The organism is Baekduia alba, assembly GCF_028416635.1.
In the GTDB taxonomy this organism is placed as follows: domain Bacteria; phylum Actinomycetota; class Thermoleophilia; order Solirubrobacterales; family Solirubrobacteraceae; genus Baekduia; species Baekduia alba.
In genome coordinates, this window is record NZ_CP114013.1 from 890434 (window position 1) to 904687 (window position 14254).

At 74.3% G+C, this 14254-nt stretch carries 14 protein-coding genes; 5 read left to right on the forward strand and 9 right to left on the reverse strand.

The window, feature by feature from the left end:
* Positions 1-84: 84 nt before the first annotated feature.
* The 4 genes from DSM104299_RS04330 to DSM104299_RS04345 are packed head-to-tail and all read right to left on the reverse strand — an operon-like array spanning position 85 to position 3675.
* On the reverse strand, positions 85-1146 hold the full coding sequence (locus tag DSM104299_RS04330; RefSeq protein WP_272476062.1) for an S-adenosylmethionine:tRNA ribosyltransferase-isomerase: 1062 nt from the start codon (positions 1144-1146) through the stop codon (positions 85-87).
* Positions 1143-1820, reverse strand: a complete 678-nt coding sequence (locus tag DSM104299_RS04335) for an SDR family NAD(P)-dependent oxidoreductase (protein WP_272476063.1) — start codon at positions 1818-1820, stop codon at positions 1143-1145. The genes DSM104299_RS04330 and DSM104299_RS04335 overlap by 4 nt, the downstream gene beginning before the upstream one ends.
* 50 nt (positions 1821-1870) lie before the next feature.
* On the reverse strand, positions 1871-2512 hold the full coding sequence (locus tag DSM104299_RS04340) for a response regulator (RefSeq protein ID WP_272476064.1): 642 nt from the start codon (positions 2510-2512) through the stop codon (positions 1871-1873).
* Entirely contained in the window at positions 2509-3675 is a 1167-nt protein-coding gene (locus DSM104299_RS04345; protein ID WP_272476065.1) for a GAF domain-containing sensor histidine kinase, read from the reverse strand. Before DSM104299_RS04345 ends, DSM104299_RS04340 begins: the two co-directional genes overlap by 4 nt.
* Before the next feature lie 25 nt (positions 3676-3700).
* Between DSM104299_RS04345 and DSM104299_RS04350 the strand changes: the two genes are divergently transcribed.
* Positions 3701-4087, forward strand: a complete 387-nt coding sequence (locus tag DSM104299_RS04350) for an MmcQ/YjbR family DNA-binding protein (RefSeq protein WP_272476066.1) — start codon at positions 3701-3703, stop codon at positions 4085-4087.
* Here DSM104299_RS04350 and DSM104299_RS04355 read toward each other — a convergent pair.
* From DSM104299_RS04355 to DSM104299_RS04365, 3 genes are read right to left on the reverse strand one after another with little or no spacing between them, the layout of a single operon-like run.
* Entirely contained in the window at positions 4084-4473 is a 390-nt protein-coding gene (locus tag DSM104299_RS04355) for a VOC family protein (RefSeq protein WP_272476067.1), read from the reverse strand. The genes DSM104299_RS04350 and DSM104299_RS04355 overlap by 4 nt on opposite strands.
* An 11-nt stretch (positions 4474-4484) precedes the next feature.
* Positions 4485-5027 carry a TetR/AcrR family transcriptional regulator gene (locus DSM104299_RS04360; protein ID WP_272476068.1) on the reverse strand — a complete coding sequence of 181 codons (543 nt, stop codon included), beginning with the start codon at positions 5025-5027 and terminating at the stop codon, positions 4485-4487.
* A 1-nt stretch (position 5028) separates the two neighbouring features.
* Positions 5029-5355, reverse strand: a complete 327-nt coding sequence (locus DSM104299_RS04365; RefSeq protein WP_272476069.1) for a DMT family transporter — start codon at positions 5353-5355, stop codon at positions 5029-5031.
* A gap of 181 nt (positions 5356-5536) precedes the next feature.
* On the opposite strand from DSM104299_RS04365, the gene fdh reads away from it, so the two are divergent.
* The 4 genes from fdh (at position 5537) to DSM104299_RS04385 (ending at position 11426) form a co-directional block, all read left to right on the forward strand.
* On the forward strand, positions 5537-8713 hold the full coding sequence (fdh, locus tag DSM104299_RS04370) for a formate dehydrogenase (RefSeq protein ID WP_272478074.1): 3177 nt from the start codon (positions 5537-5539) through the stop codon (positions 8711-8713).
* Between the two features lie 2 nt (positions 8714-8715).
* On the forward strand, positions 8716-9759 hold the full coding sequence (locus DSM104299_RS04375) for a 4Fe-4S dicluster domain-containing protein (RefSeq protein WP_272476070.1): 1044 nt from the start codon (positions 8716-8718) through the stop codon (positions 9757-9759).
* A complete protein-coding gene (gene nrfD, locus DSM104299_RS04380; RefSeq protein ID WP_272476071.1) occupies positions 9756-11012 on the forward strand; it encodes an NrfD/PsrC family molybdoenzyme membrane anchor subunit in 1257 nt (418 codons plus the stop codon). Before DSM104299_RS04375 ends, nrfD begins: the two co-directional genes overlap by 4 nt.
* 84 nt (positions 11013-11096) lie before the next feature.
* Entirely contained in the window at positions 11097-11426 is a 330-nt protein-coding gene (locus DSM104299_RS04385) for a hypothetical protein (RefSeq protein ID WP_272476072.1), read from the forward strand.
* Here DSM104299_RS04385 and selA read toward each other — a convergent pair.
* Both selA and selB read right to left on the reverse strand, forming a co-directional pair.
* Complete coding sequence (gene selA / locus DSM104299_RS04390) at positions 11406-12743, reverse strand: L-seryl-tRNA(Sec) selenium transferase (protein WP_272476073.1); 1338 nt, start codon at positions 12741-12743, stop codon at positions 11406-11408. The two genes, DSM104299_RS04385 and selA, sit on opposite strands and share 21 nt — an antisense overlap.
* Positions 12740-14248 carry a selenocysteine-specific translation elongation factor gene (gene selB, locus DSM104299_RS04395; RefSeq protein ID WP_272476074.1) on the reverse strand — a complete coding sequence of 503 codons (1509 nt, stop codon included), beginning with the start codon at positions 14246-14248 and terminating at the stop codon, positions 12740-12742. The genes selA and selB overlap by 4 nt, the downstream gene beginning before the upstream one ends.
* Between the last annotated feature and the right edge of the window lie 6 nt (positions 14249-14254).

The following is a 14254-nucleotide window of genomic DNA, read 5'->3' on the forward strand; positions in this document are numbered from 1 at the left end:
AGCATGACTCATCGAAACGGCAACGTACAGTCCAAACACACGCCTGACCACCCGTTTCGGGGGGTTGGTATGCGGGTGTACCGGTTACGGCAGAACGAGGTGGCTGTCGCCGAACTCGTGCCAGAGGTAGCGGCGATCGAGGGCCTCGGAGTAGGAGGCGTCGAGGAGGTCGGGGCCGGCGATCGCGGTGAGCAGGTCGAGGTGGGAGGCCGCCGGCTCGTGCCAGCCGGTGATCAGGCCGTCGATCGCGCGGATCGGGCGGTCGGGAGAGATCACGAGGTCGGTCCAGCCGGTGCCCGGGACGACCGTGCCGTCGGGGTGGGCCTGCGTCTCGAGGGCGCGGACGGCCGTCGTCCCGACCGCGATGACGCGGCCGCCGGAGGCACGTGCGGCGTTGATGCCGTGGGCCGTCGGCGCGGGCACCGCGTAGGGCTCGGCGTACGGCGGCTCGTGACGCTCCGGGGACGAGACGCCGGTGTCGAGCGTCAGCGGGGCGAAGCCCACGCCGTGGGCGACCAGCCGCGCGATGACCGCCGGCGTGAACGGCCGGCCGGCGCTCGGCATCTCGGCCGAGCCGCCGGGGTCGGTCGGGATCGCGAACGCGGTCTGGTAGGCGGCCAGCGGCCAGGGCTCCGGGACGTAGGCGTAGCGGATGGGCTGGCCGTGGGCGGCGAGGTGCGCGTTCAGCGACGGGGCGGCCTCCGGGAGCTCGAGGCGCGCGAGCCACAGCCGCGCGCCCGTCGCGTACGGCGCGGCGAGCGTCACCGCCGCGCCGCCGGCCAGCTCCAGGCGCTGGCCGGCGGCGACGGTCGCGGGCGCGACGGGGGAGACGCCGCCGGCGGTGCGGATCTCGATCGCGTGCCAGCCGCCGGGGAGATGCGGCGCGGGCGTCGAGAACCGCACCTGCAGCGGCGCGTCGGCCGCGTCGAGCGCGGCGGGGAGGGTCGCGCTCGTGTTGACGACGAGGACGTCGCCGGGGGAGAGGAGGTCGGGGAGGGCGTCGAAGCGGTGGTGCGCGATCGCGCCCGACGCGCGCTCGGCCACCATCAGCCGGACGCGGTCGCGGGCGACGCCGCGCGCCTCCGGCGGCTCATGGGCCTCGAGGTCGGGCGGCAGCGTGGTGAACGGCGCGACGGCGGCGGTCACGCCGCCACCCCTTGGAGGCGGTAGCGGCCGCTCGGCTGGTCGCCGCGCAGCAGGTCGAGCAGCACGGGGACGACCGTGTGCGGCTCGGGCCGGTCCGAGATGTCCTCGCCCGGGAACGCGTCCTGGTGCATCCGGGTCCGCATGTCGCCCGGGTCGACCGCATAGACGCGCAAGTTGGGGTTCTCGCCCCCGAGCGTCGCGGTGAGCTGGTCGAGCGCGGCCTTCGAGGAGCCGTAGCCGCCCCATCCGGGGTAGCCCTCGACGGCGGCGTCGGAGGAGATGTTGACGATGGTGGCGTTGGCGCTCAGGTGCGGGCGCGCCGCCTGGATCAGGCCGAGCGGCCCGAGGACGTTGACGCGGTAGACGCGCTCCAGCGCGTCGAGCGGGTAGTCGGCGAGCGGCGGCAGCGGGCTGGCGCCGAGCGTGCTCGCGTTGTTGATGATCAGGTCGATCCGGGTGCCCGCCGCGCTGACGAGCGCGCGGCGATGCGCGGCGTCGGCGACGTCGCCCGGGACGGCGACGACCTCGGTGACGCGGCCCAGCTCGCGCGCCGCGCGCTCCAGGTCGGCGCCGCCGCGCGCGTCGAGCACGAGCCGCCAGCCCTGCTCGGCGAGGACCCGCGCCACCGCCAGCCCCAGGCCGCGCGACGCTCCGGTGATGATGGCGTTGCTCATGGACGCGACGCTACGGCGGCGCCGGTCCCGAGTTGTAGGCGTAATTGGTCTTAAGACCAGCCGTTGCGTGTCGCGAGCAGCGCCGCCTGCGTGCGGTCGCTGACGTCGAGCTTGGCCAGCACGCGGCCCACGTGGGCCTTGACGGTCTTCTCGCTCAGCCCGAGCTCGGAGGCGATGCGCTTGTTGGCGTAGCCCTGGCAGATCAAGCCCAGGACGTCGCGCTCGCGCGGGGTGAGCGCCGGCGGGGCGGGCGCGGCGTCGCGCGCCGTGTGCCCGTCGGCGACCGCCGCCACCAGGCGTGCTGCGACGCCCGGGTCCAGCAGGGCATCGCCGTCGTGCGCGGCGCGGACCGCCCGCGCCAGCTCGGCCGGCGCCACGTTCTTGAGGAGGTAGCCCGCCGCGCCGGCCTGGATCGCCGGCAGGATGCGGGCGTCGTCGGCGAAGCTCGTCAGGACGATCACCCGCGCCGTGGAGCCCGCGTCGCGCAGGGCGCGCATCGCCGCGACGCCGTCCAGGCGCGGCATGACCAAGTCCATCAACACGACGTCGGGCGCGAGCGTCGCGACGACCTCCAGCGCAGCGGCGCCGTCGCCGGCCTCGCCGACGACCGCGATGCCGTCCTGCAGCGACAGGAACGTCCGCAGCCCTTCGCGCACCACGGCGTGGTCGTCGACGATCACGACGCGGATCACGCGGCCGGGACCTCCAGCCGCACGGTGGTGCCCGCGCCGGGCGAGGACCGGATCGTCAGCGCGCCGCCCACCCGCGCGGCGCGCGTCTCCATCGACGTCAGGCCGAGGTGGTGCGAGCGCAGCTCCGGGTCGTCGGGGTCGAAGCCGGTGCCGTCGTCGGCCACCTCGAGGACGAGGCCGCCGCCGTCCGCCGCGGCGCGCGCGGCAAGGCGGACAACAACACGGGTCAGGCCGCGCCCGTGGCGCAGCGCGTTGCCCAGCGCCTCCTGCGCGACGCGCAGCACCTCGGCGTCGCGCGTCCCGTCCGCGCCGCCGGCGGTCACGCCGTCGTCGGCGTCGAGCGTCACGTCGGTGTCGTGCAGCCGCGCGAGCGTCGTGACCTGCTTGCGCAGGGCGCCGCACAGCCCGTCGCGCTCCAGGTCCGGCGGCCGCAGCTCCTGGATCAGCGCGCGCAGCTCCTCCAGCGCCTGGCCGGCCAGCGCGCCGATGCGCACGACCTGCTCGCGCGCGGCGTCGACGCCGTCGGGCCGCTCCAGCAGCGTCGCCGCCGACTCCGCCGACAGCACCAGCCCGAACAGCTTCTGGCTGACCGCGTCGTGCAGCTCGAGCGCGAGCCGGTTGCGCTCCGACATCATCGACAGCTCGCGCGAGCGCTCGTTCAGCCGCGCGTTGGTGATGGCGATCGCGGCGTGCGCGGCCAGCAGCTCGATGACCTCCTGGTCGCCGTCGTCGAACGCGGCCGCGCCCTCCTTGTGCGTCAGGTAGAACGCCCCGATCACACCCTCGCCGGGCGCGACGATCGGCACGCCGAGGAAGCTGCGCATGTCCGGATGGCCGGGCGGCCACCAGCCGCCGAAGCGCGGGTGCTCGTGCAGGTCGGCGGTCCGGACCGGCGCCGTGGACTCGAGCATCGCGCCGAGCACGCCGTGGTTGCGCGGGAGCGGCCCGAGCGACGCGATCAGCTCGTCGCTCATGCCGGAGACCAGGAAGCGCCGGAAGCCGCCCGCCTCGTCGGGGATGCCGAGCGCGGCGTAGCGCGCGCCGGCCAGCTCGCGCGCGGAGTGCACCAGCCGCTGGAGCACGTCCTCGACCGCGTGCTGGGACCCGACCGCCAGCACCGCGTCGCTGACGGCCTTCAGCGCGGGGTGCAGCTCGGCGGCCATGGACCCAGACGATACGCTCGCGGCCATGGCGACCTGGGAGGACGTCGAGCGGATCGCGCTGGCGCTGCCGGAGACGGGCACCGCGATCTCGCGCGGGGACCGGCACTGGCGCGTCAAGGACAAGTCCTTCGTCTGGGAGCGGCCGCTGCGCGGGACCGACCGCAAGCACCTCGGCGACGCCGCGCCGGACGGCCCGATCCTCGGCGCGCGCGTCGAGCACGAGGTCGCCAAGCGCGCGCTGATCGACACCAACCCGGACATCTACTTCACGACGCCGCACTTCGACGGCTACCCGGCGATCCTGGCCCGGCTGGACCGCCTCGACGAGGCCGAGCTCACCGAGCTGATCACCGAGGCGTGGCTGAACCGCGCCCCGAAGCGCCTGGCGCAGGCGTTCCTGGCGGAGCGCTAGTCGCGCGACGCGTAGCGGTGGTGCAGCAGCAGCGGGTTGCCGTCCGGGTCGGCGAAGAACGCCATGTGGCAGACGCCGGTGTCGAACGTCGGGCCGCCGAACTGCACGCCGCGCTCCTCGAGCGTCGCGCGCGCCGCTGCGACGTCGTCGACGTGCAGGGCGATGTTGTTGGCGTTGGCGAACGCGCCGATGCCCATGTTCACCGGGTCCATGACGTTGAGCGTCACGGTCCCGGTCTCGAACTCCGCGAAGTTGCGCTCCGGCCGGTAGGCCGAGCGCGTCAAGCCCAGCACGTCGCCGTAGAAGGCGACCGCGCGCTCGAGGTCCCGGGTCGGGACCGTGACGAAGTCGACGCCGGTGACGATGCTCTCGGTGGTGGCTCCCATGCCACCGGACGCTAACCCTCGCGCGTGAGGTCGCGCAAGCGCTCGAGCACCTGCTCGCGCAGCTCGCCGTGCGGCGGGCCGAGGTCGAGCAGCTCGGTGAACCACAGGCCGTCGGTGGCGAGCCGGACGATGGTCGCGTCGACCGGGTCGATGCCGTCGGCCTCGACGCGCGCCTGCTTGGCGGCGTAGCGGGCGCGCACGGTCTCCAGCCGCTTGGGGTGCAGCGCGAGAGCGGCGATGATCCCGGAGTCGATCCCGCGCGTCTTGGGATCGTCGAAGTCCTTGGCGGTGACGTCGACGTAGGCGCGCGTCCAGCCGCCCGGGCCCGGATCGGCGAGCTCCTCGATCTCTCCCTCGAAGCCCGCCTCCCAGCGGTCGACGACCGCGTCCAAGAGCTGGTTCTTGGAGGAGAAGTGGTACAACAATCCGCCCTTGCTGACGCCGGCCTCCTCGGCGACCGCCTCGAGCGTGAGCTTCGAGGGGTCGCTCAGGAGCAGGCGGGCGGCGGCGTCGAGCAGCCTGTCGCGGGTCTCGCCCGGCGCGCGGCGGGCCAACTCAGTGGGCCCCGCCGGCGACGGACAGGCCGGCGACGCCGAGGACGATGACTGCGAGGCTGGCGAGCTTCATGGCGTTCATCGTCTCACCGAACGCCAGGACGCCGCCGACCGCGATCAGCGCGGTGCCGACGCCGGACCAGATCGCGTAGGTCAGCGAGACCGGGATGTGCTTGAGCGCGAGGGCCAGCAGCCAGAACGAGAGCCCGTAGCCGACGATGACCGCGACGACGGGCAGCGGTCTGGAGAACCCGTCCGAGGCTCGAAGGGCAAGAGTGGCGATGACTTCGGAGACGATCGCGAAGCCGAGGAGGAGGAAGGCGGGCATCCCGTAACTATACCGTCTGGACGGTACAGTTACGCGGCAGATCGCGGTCAGCCGCGTGACCGGGCATCGCCGGGGTTGGCGTTCGCCCCGGAACGGGCGATGATGTCGGCAGGTGGGTCGTCCGAAGCCCTTCGCCAAGCTGCGCCAGCTCCCCGTGGTCGGCCATGCCGCCGACTGGGGCATGGGTCCGCACGCGGTCTCCAAGAAGACCAAGGAGGCCGGCGCGCGCATCGCCGGCATGGACGTCTCGGAGTCGGTCTGCCCGTACTGCGCGGTCGGCTGCTCGCAGGTCGTCTACGCGCGGGATGGCGCGCTGGTCGACATCGAGGGCAACCCGCGCTCGCCGGTCAACCAGGGCACGCTGTGCCCCAAGGGCTCGGCGTCGCGCCAGCTCGTCCAGCAGCCCGGCCGGCTGACGAAGGTCCTGTACCGCAAGCCGTACGGCACCGAGTTCGAGGAGATCGCGCTCGAGACGGCGATGGACATGATCGCCGAGCGCGTGATCGCCGCCCGCGAGAACGGCTGGCAGACGCACGACGAGCACGGCAAGCGCGTCGACCGGACGCTCGGCTTCGCGCACCTCGGCGGCGCGACGCTCGACAACGAGGAGAACTACCTCATCCGCAAGTCCTTCACCGCGATGGGCGCGGTGCAGATCGAGAACCAGGCCCGCATATGACACTCGAGCACGGTCCCCGGTCTGGGGACCTCGTTCGGGCGCGGTGGCGCCACCACCTTCCTGCAGGACCTCCAGAACGCGGACTGCGTCCTGATCCAGGGATCCAACATGGCCGAGGCGCATCCGGTGGGGTTCCGCTGGGTGATGAAGGCGCGCGAGCGCGGCGCCAAGGTCATCCACGTCGACCCGCGCTTCGGGCGCACCAGCGCGTCGGCGACCCAGCACGTCCCGATCCGGGCCGGCACCGACATCGCGTTCCTCGGCGGGCTGATCCGCCACGTGCTGGAGACCGAGTCCTACTTCAGGGAGTACGTCCTCCACTACACCAACGCCTCGACGATCGTCAGCGAGCAGTTCGCCGACACCGAGGACCTCGGCGGCGTCTTCTCCGGCTTCGACCCGGAGACCGGGACCTACGACCGCTCGACGTGGATGTACGAGGGCGGCGACGTCGCCTCGGCGGCCGGGATGCGCGAGCACGCCACGCAGGCCTTCGACGAGCACACCGGCGTCGGCCTCAACGAGGGCGCGGTCCCGCGCGACGAGACGCTCCAGCACGAGCGCTGCGTCTTCCAGATCCTGAAGCGCCACTACGCGCGCTACACGCCCGAGATGGTGGCCGAGATCTGCGGGATCTCGCCCGACGAGTTCCACTCCGTCGCCAGGACGCTGATCGAGAACTCGGGCCGCGAGCGGACGACCGCGCTCTGCTACGCGGTCGGCTGGACGCAGCACTCGCTCGGCGTCCAGATCATCCGCGCCGGCGCGATCCTGCAGCTGCTGCTCGGCAACATCGGCCGTCCGGGCGGCGGGATCATGGCGCTGCGCGGCCACGCGACGATCCAGGGCTCGAGCGACATCCCGACGCTCTACGACCTCCTGCCCGGCTACCTGCCGATGCCGAGCGCGCACGAGGGGGACCTGACCCTCGACAGCTACGTCAAGGCCAGCGGCGCGCGCCGCGGCTGGTGGGCGAACTTCGACAAGTACATCATCTCGTTGATGAAGGCCTGGTACGGCGACGCCGCCACGGCCGAGAACGACTACGGCTTCGCGCACATGCCGAAGATCACCGGCAACCACGCGCACTTCCCGACGATGATGCGCGCGGTCGACGGCGGCCTGGACGGCATGTTCGTCATGGGGCAGAACCCGGCGATCGGCTCGCAGAACGGCGGGCTGATGCGACGCGGCCTCGCCAACATGAAGTGGTTGGTCGTGCGCGACTTCGCCGAGATCGAGACCGCGACGTTCTGGCGCGACGCGCCCGAGGTCCAGGCCGGCGAGGTCACGCCCGAGGACATCGGGACCGAGGTCTTCCTGATGCCCGCCGCGTCGCACGTCGAGAAGGAGGGGTCCTTCACCCAGACCCAGCGGATGGTGCAGTGGCGCGACAAGGCGCTCGACCCACCCGAGGACGCGCGCAGCGAGCTGTGGTTCATGCACCACCTGACCAAGCGCGTGATGCGCCACTACGCGGGCTCGACCGACGCGAAGGACTGGCCCTTGGTCAACCTCCACTGGCCCTACGAGGAGCACGGGCCGGAGCGCGAGCCGCACGCCGAGGACGTCCTGCGCGAGATCAACGGCTACCACGTCGACGACGGCGCGCCGATGGGCGGTTTCGCGCAGCTCAAGAACGACGGGTCGACCGCGTGCGGCTGCTGGATCTACAGCGGGGTCATGGCCGAGGGCGTCAACCAGGCGCGGCGGCGCGAGCCCGGCGACATCGACGACCCCGACGGCGGCTGGGTCTCGCCCGAGTGGGGCTGGGTCTGGCCGGCGAACCGCCGCATGCTCTACAACCGCGCGTCGGCCGATCCGGACGGCAAGCCGTGGAGCGAGCGCAAGAAGTACATCTGGTGGGACGAGGACGAGGGCAAGTGGACCGGCTACGACGTTCCGGACTTCCCGGTCGACAAGCCGCCGTCCTACCGCGCCGACGACGACGCCGAGGGCATGGACGCGATCGACGGCGACAACCCCTTCATCATGATGGGCGACGGCCGCGCCTGGCTGTACACCCCGTCGGGCCTGCTCGACGGGCCGATGCCCACGCACTACGAGCCGGTCGAGTCGCCGGTGCGCAACCTGTTGTACCCCGCCTTGGGCGCCAACCCGGTGGCGATCCGCTGGGACCGGCCCGACAACCCCATCAACCCGTCCGACGACCCGCGCTTCCCGCACGTCCTCACGACCTTCCGGCTGACCGAGCACCACACCGTCGGCGGGATGAGCCGCAACCTGCCGTGGCTGAACGAGCTGCAGCCGGAGATGTTCGCCGAGGTCGACCCGATCCTGGCCGCGCGCGCGGGCATCGAGGACGGCGGCTGGCTGGTGCTGAGCACCGCGCGCGGCGAGATCGAGGCCCGCGCCAAGGTGACCGAGCGGATGCGGCCGCTGCGCATCGCCGGGCGGACGATCCACCAGGTCGCGATCCCGTGGCACTGGGGCTACAGCGGCCTGAGCAAGGGCGACAGCGCCAACGACCTGCTGCACCTGTCGGGCGACCCGAACGTGAACATCGAGACGACCAAGGCGCTGACGTGCGACGTGCGCGCCGGCCGTCGCCCGACGCCGCAGACCTCGGGCGTCATCCTCACGCGCCGCGGGGAGTCCCGCGTCGACCGCGAGCACCCCGCCGAGCAGCCCAAGCTCAACGAGTCCCACGAGGCCTGATCATGCCGATGCCCTCCCTGCCCGCCCACGCCGCGCCGTCCGAGATCTCGGTGCGCCGGGACGGCGCCCAGAAGATGGGGTTCTTCACCGACACGTCGGTGTGCATCGGCTGCAAGGCGTGCGAGGTCGCGTGCAAGCAGTGGAACGACCTGCCGTCCGACGGCGCGGAGTTCCGGCGCGGCGGCTCCTACGACCACACGGCGTCGCTGAGCGCCGAGACCTGGCGCCACGTGCGCTTCGTCGAGCTGCTCGAGCCGTCGCCGCCCGGACTTCATGAAGATGTCGACCTGGTGGCCTTGGCCGAGGAGCGCGCGGGGGCCGAGGCGCCGGTCGACGTCGCGGCCGCCGTCGCCGACATGGACCGCTGGGTGTTCATGTCCGACGTGTGCAAGCACTGCACCAACGCCGGGTGCATGGACGCGTGCCCGACGGGGGCGCTGATCCGGACGGAGTTCGAGACGGTGATCGTCCAGCAGGACGTGTGCAACGGCTGCGGCTACTGCATCCCGTCGTGCCCGTTCGGCGTGATCGACCGAGACCATGTGGATGGTCGCGCCGCCAAGTGCACGCTCTGCTACGACCGCCTCGAGGACGGGCTGGAGCCGGCGTGCGCGAAGGCGTGCCCGACCGACTCGATCCAGTTCGGGCCCTACGACGAGCTCGTCGACCTCGCCAGCCGCCGCGTCGCCAAGCTGCACGAGCGCGGGGTCGACGGCGCCTACTTGTACGGGGCCGGCGACGCCGACGACGAGCAGATCGCCGGCGGCCTCGGCGCGTTCTTCCTGCTGACCGAGCCGCCCGAGCGCTTCGGCCTGCCGGCCACCGCCGACTCGCCGATCCAGGACAGCGTCGTGCCCGCCACGCTCGCGGCGGTGGGCGCCGGCCTGGCCGCCGCGGCCGCCGTCGCGGTGGCGTTCAAGCTGCCGCCCCGCAAGGGGCGCGGCGGCGGCGCGCTGACCGCGATCGCCGCGGCGGCCGGCGTCTTCGAGCTCGCGCGCGACACGCGCGAGCGGCGGCTGCGCAAGCGGGATCGAGGTGGCGCATGACCGAGGGCGAGGACCGGCCCCACCCCGAGCCGGAGGTGCGCGCCGGGCACGCAGCGGCGGCCGACGAGGCCAAGGCGCAGGAGGCGGCGCGCGCCGACCGCGCGCGGGCGCCGCGGCGCGACATGACGGCGGCGCTCGGCGTCCCCGGTGGCCCGGCCAGCTGGCGGCGGGCGGTGCCGGGCGCGCAGGTCGCGCTGGCCGCGCGCGACTGGGCCGACGCCCGCTGGTCGAGCATCTTCCGGCGCGGCACCGCCTACGCCGTCGACGAGGCGGTCGACCCGGAGCTGATCGCCGCGGCCAACCGGCGAGGGCGCGGCGGCGAGCCGCCCGAGCTGGTCCAGGGGCCGATGATGAAGGCGCCCGTCTGGACCTGGGAGGTGCCGCTGTACTTCTGGTTCGGCGGGATGGCAGCGGGCGCGTCGTTCGTGTCGCTGGCCTGCGACGTCGCCGGCGACGAGCGCTCGGCCAGGATCGCGCGGCGCGTCGCGCTCGGCGCGCTGGTGCCGTCGCCGCCGCTGTTGATCATGGACCTGGGGCGGCCCGAGCGGTTCTACAACATGTTGCGGATCTTCAAGCCGCGCTCGCCGATGTCGATGGGGTCGTGGTGCCTGACGCTCTTCGGCGGGCTGGGCAGCGCCGCGGTCGGCGCGGACCTGATCGGCCGCCACCGCGAGGCGAAGGCGCTCGGCGCGGCCAACGCCGTGGTCGGCGGGTACTTGGGGTCCTACACCGGTGTCCTGCTCGCCTCCACGGCGGTGCCGCTGTGGGCCCGCAGCCGGTTGACGCTCGGGCCGATCTTCGTCTCGACCGCGACGCTCACCGGCGCGGCAGCCACGCGGCTCGTGCTCGTCGCCACCGGCCTGCCGCCCGGGCACCCGACGCGCGAGGCGCTGGGGCGCGTGGAGAGCGGCGCCATGGCCGCCGAGCTCGTGCTGTCGGAGATCAACCACCATCACCTGGGCCGGCTCGCGCACGCGCTGGAGGAAGGCGCGGGCGCGCGCTGGTACGCGCGCGCCAAGTGGCTCGCGCGCGGCGGGCTGGCGCTGCGCTACGCCCGCCGGCACCTCGGCCCGTGGACCGACCACGCCGCCAGCGTCGCGTTCATGGGCGCCGCCCTGTGCTTCCGCTACGCCTGGGTCCGGGCCGGCCGCAGCTCGGCCGCCGACGACGAGGCCGTCGCGCGGACGGCGCGGCAGCGGGCCACGCGATACGAGCGAGCTTCTGAGGAGATCCGGGTAACCCACCACCGCTGAGCTCCGCAGCCACGGTCAGGAGAGCCGTTGTCCTACAAGAAGTCGCCTTCGCGGGCCTGCTCGCGGTCGTGACGTCGGCGGGGGATGGACCCCAAGATCTGGGGCGGCGTGCCGACGTCGGTCACCGGCGGGGTGTTCACGCTCGGCCTACTGCTGGCTCGTCGTCGCCGGCGCGGAGCTGCTGACCGGCTCCTGGCCAAGGAGACCGGCGTCATCACCGCCCCGGCGCCGCTGGCGCGGCTGGGCGCGACCGCGACCGCCAAGGGCGTGACCGAGACCGCCTGGCAGATCTTCCTGCGCGCGGTCGGCTGGAACGCGAAGATCCAGTTCTTGATCGCGTCGCCCCAGTCGATGCCCGGTATCGGGCGCATGTCCTTCAACTGCCGCGGCGAGCTACGTCAGCGCGGCACGTAGGACGGCGGCCGCCGTCGGGACCTCGTCCGCGGTGAGCGTGCGCGGGTCCAGGACGACGCGGCCGTCGGCGATGCGCGCCAGCAGCGGCGGTTCGGCGGCGCGGAGGCGCGCCGCCAGCGCGTCGGGGTCCGGCGTGGCGACCGCGGCGGCGGGGCCGGGAAGCTCGAGGAGTGGCAGCGCGCCGCCCCCGACCCGGGCGACGGCGTCGACGACCTCGGCGTGATCGCCGCCGGCGTCGGCGAGCTGCTGGGCGTGCGCGCGAAGGGTGGCGTCGTCGGCGCCGAGCATCGCCAGGACCGGGATCTCGCGGCGGGCGCGCTCGGGGTCGCGGTACAGCGCGAGCGTCGCGGCCAGGGCGGCCATCGGGAGGCGGCCGACGCGCAGGGCGCGGGCGAGCGGATGGCGGCGGCAGGCGGCGATCGCGTCGCGGGTGCCGACGAGGATCCCGGCCTGCGGGCCGCCGAGCAGCTTGTCGCCGCTGAAGCAGACCAGCGCCGCGCCGGCGGCGACCGAGGCGCGCACCGGCGGCTCGTCGGCGACGAGGTCGTCGAGGCCGCCGGCCAGGACGCCGGAGCCGAGGTCGTCGACGACCGGCGCGCGCAGGCTCGTGAGCTGCGCGATCGCCACGTCCTCCACGAAGCCGAGCGTGCGGAAGTTCGAGGGGTGGACGCGCAGGATGACCGCGGAGCGGCCGGTCGCGGCGGCGGTGGCGAGCGCCGCCGCGTAGTCGTCGAGGCGCGTGCGGTTGGTGGTGCCGACCTCGACGAGCCGCGCGCCGGCCTGCGCCACGACGTCCGGGATCCGGAAGCCGCCGCCGATCTCGACGAGCTGGCCGCGGGAGACGATGACCGAGGCACCCGGGCCGGCGAGCGCGGCGGCGGCCAGGAGCGTGGCGGCGGCGCCGTTGTTGACGACGAGGGCGTCCTCTGCGCCGGTGAGCTCGGCGAGCAGGGCCGCCACGTGAGCGTCACGGGCGCCGCGGCGGCCGGTCGTGAGGTCGAGCTCGAGGTTCACGTAGCCGCGCGCCGCGTCGGCGGCGGCCTCGGCGGCGGCCTCGGCGAGCGGCGCCCGGCCCAGGTTGGTGTGGATGATGACGCCGGTCGCATTGAGGACGCGGCGCAGCGACGGCCGCAGGTGCTCGCGCGCGCGGGCGACGAGGTCCGGGTCGCCGGCCGCGCCGCCCAGGATCTCCGCCCGCCGCTGCGCGATGGCGGCGCGGGCGGCCGCGACCGCCTCGGCCGGCGACGCATCGGCCGCCAGCGCGGCGGCGAGCCGGTCGACGGCCGGCAGGGCTCGGAGCGCATCGGGATCGGTCATGACGTCGGTCGCGAGGATCGCAGAACGCGGCGGTCGTCCGGCAGGCGGCGCGTGACCCGCGCGGAGTCGAGGTGCTCCAGCAGCGCCTGCGTGGGCTTGCGCGAGGCCTTCAGGGCGTCGCGGACCTCGGCGAGCGACGCCGACCCGGACGCCTCGAGCAACCCGATGATCTTGGTCGTCGCCGCCGCCACGACCTCGCCGTGGGCGTACAACAACCCGCTCACCCGCACCGCTCGGCCGTCCTCGCGCAGCGCGCGCAGGGCGTCGCGATCGGCGCTGAGCTGCGGCTCGCTGAGGAACGCGAGGCCGGCGTCGCGCAACCGCGCCTCGAGACGGTCGAGGTCGTGCGGCGGCGGCGCCACGGCGGCCGGGCGCGCCTCGGGCTCTGGCTCCGCGCCGTGGGTCGCCTCCGGCTCCGGCCGGCCGGCGCGGCGCGCGGCCAGGCGCTCCAGCACCTCGGCCCGCCGGCCATGCTTGCGCGCGGCGGCGTCCAGCACGATCCCGCCGCCGAGGGTGTCGGGCGGCGACAGGCGGCGGACGACGACGCGGTCGCCGTCGGCCGCCAGCACCGGCCGTTCCAGCCGCAGTTGCCACAGCCCGTCGCCGAGATCGGCCATCCGGCCGGCGCTGTCGCGCGTCCCGTGGTGGACCTGGACGCGCTCGCCGTGGCGGACGTCGTCGCGCAGGGCCAGCGCGCAGTCCAACACCACCGACTCGGTGAGCGCGCCGGGGGCCGCGAGCACGTCGCCGCGGCCGACGTCCCGGGCCCGGACGCCGGCGAGGCTCACCGCGACGCGCTGGCCGGCCTGCGCCACCGCGACCGGCTGGTCGTGCACCTCCAACCCGCGCACGCGCGCGGTGCGGTCGCCGGGCAGCAGGGCCATGCCGTCGCCGGCGCGCAGCGCGCCGGACCACAGCGTGCCGGTCACGACCGTGCCGATCCCGTTGACCGTGAACGACCGGTCGACGTGCAGGACCGCGTCGCCGCCGGCCCCCGCCCGCGACGGCACCCGCGCCGCCGCCCGGTCCAGCGCAGCGGCGACGTCGGCGACGCCCGCCCCGCTGACCGCCGAGCACGCCACGACGTCCGCCGCGTCCGGCAGCAGTTCGCGCGCCTCGGCGACCGCGCGCGCCGGGTCGGCGACGTCGGCCTTGGTAATGGCGACGACGCCCACGTCCACGCCCAGCGCGCGCAGCACCGCGGCGTGCTCGACGGTCTGCGGCATCACGCCGTCGTCGGCGGCGACGACCATCAGGTACACGTCGATCCCGGTCGCGCCCGCGACCATCGTCCGGACGAACTTCTCGTGGCCGGGGACGTCGACGAGCGACAGCCGGCGCCCCGACGGCAGCGTCAGCGGCGCGTAGCCCAGCGCGATCGAGATCCCGCGCGTCCGCTCCTCGGGCAGGCGGTCGGTGTCGACGCCGGTCAGCGCGGCGACCAGGGCGGTCTTGCCGTGGTCGATGTGCCCCGCGGTGCCGAGGGTCAGCGGGCCGTCCGCCATCGCCGA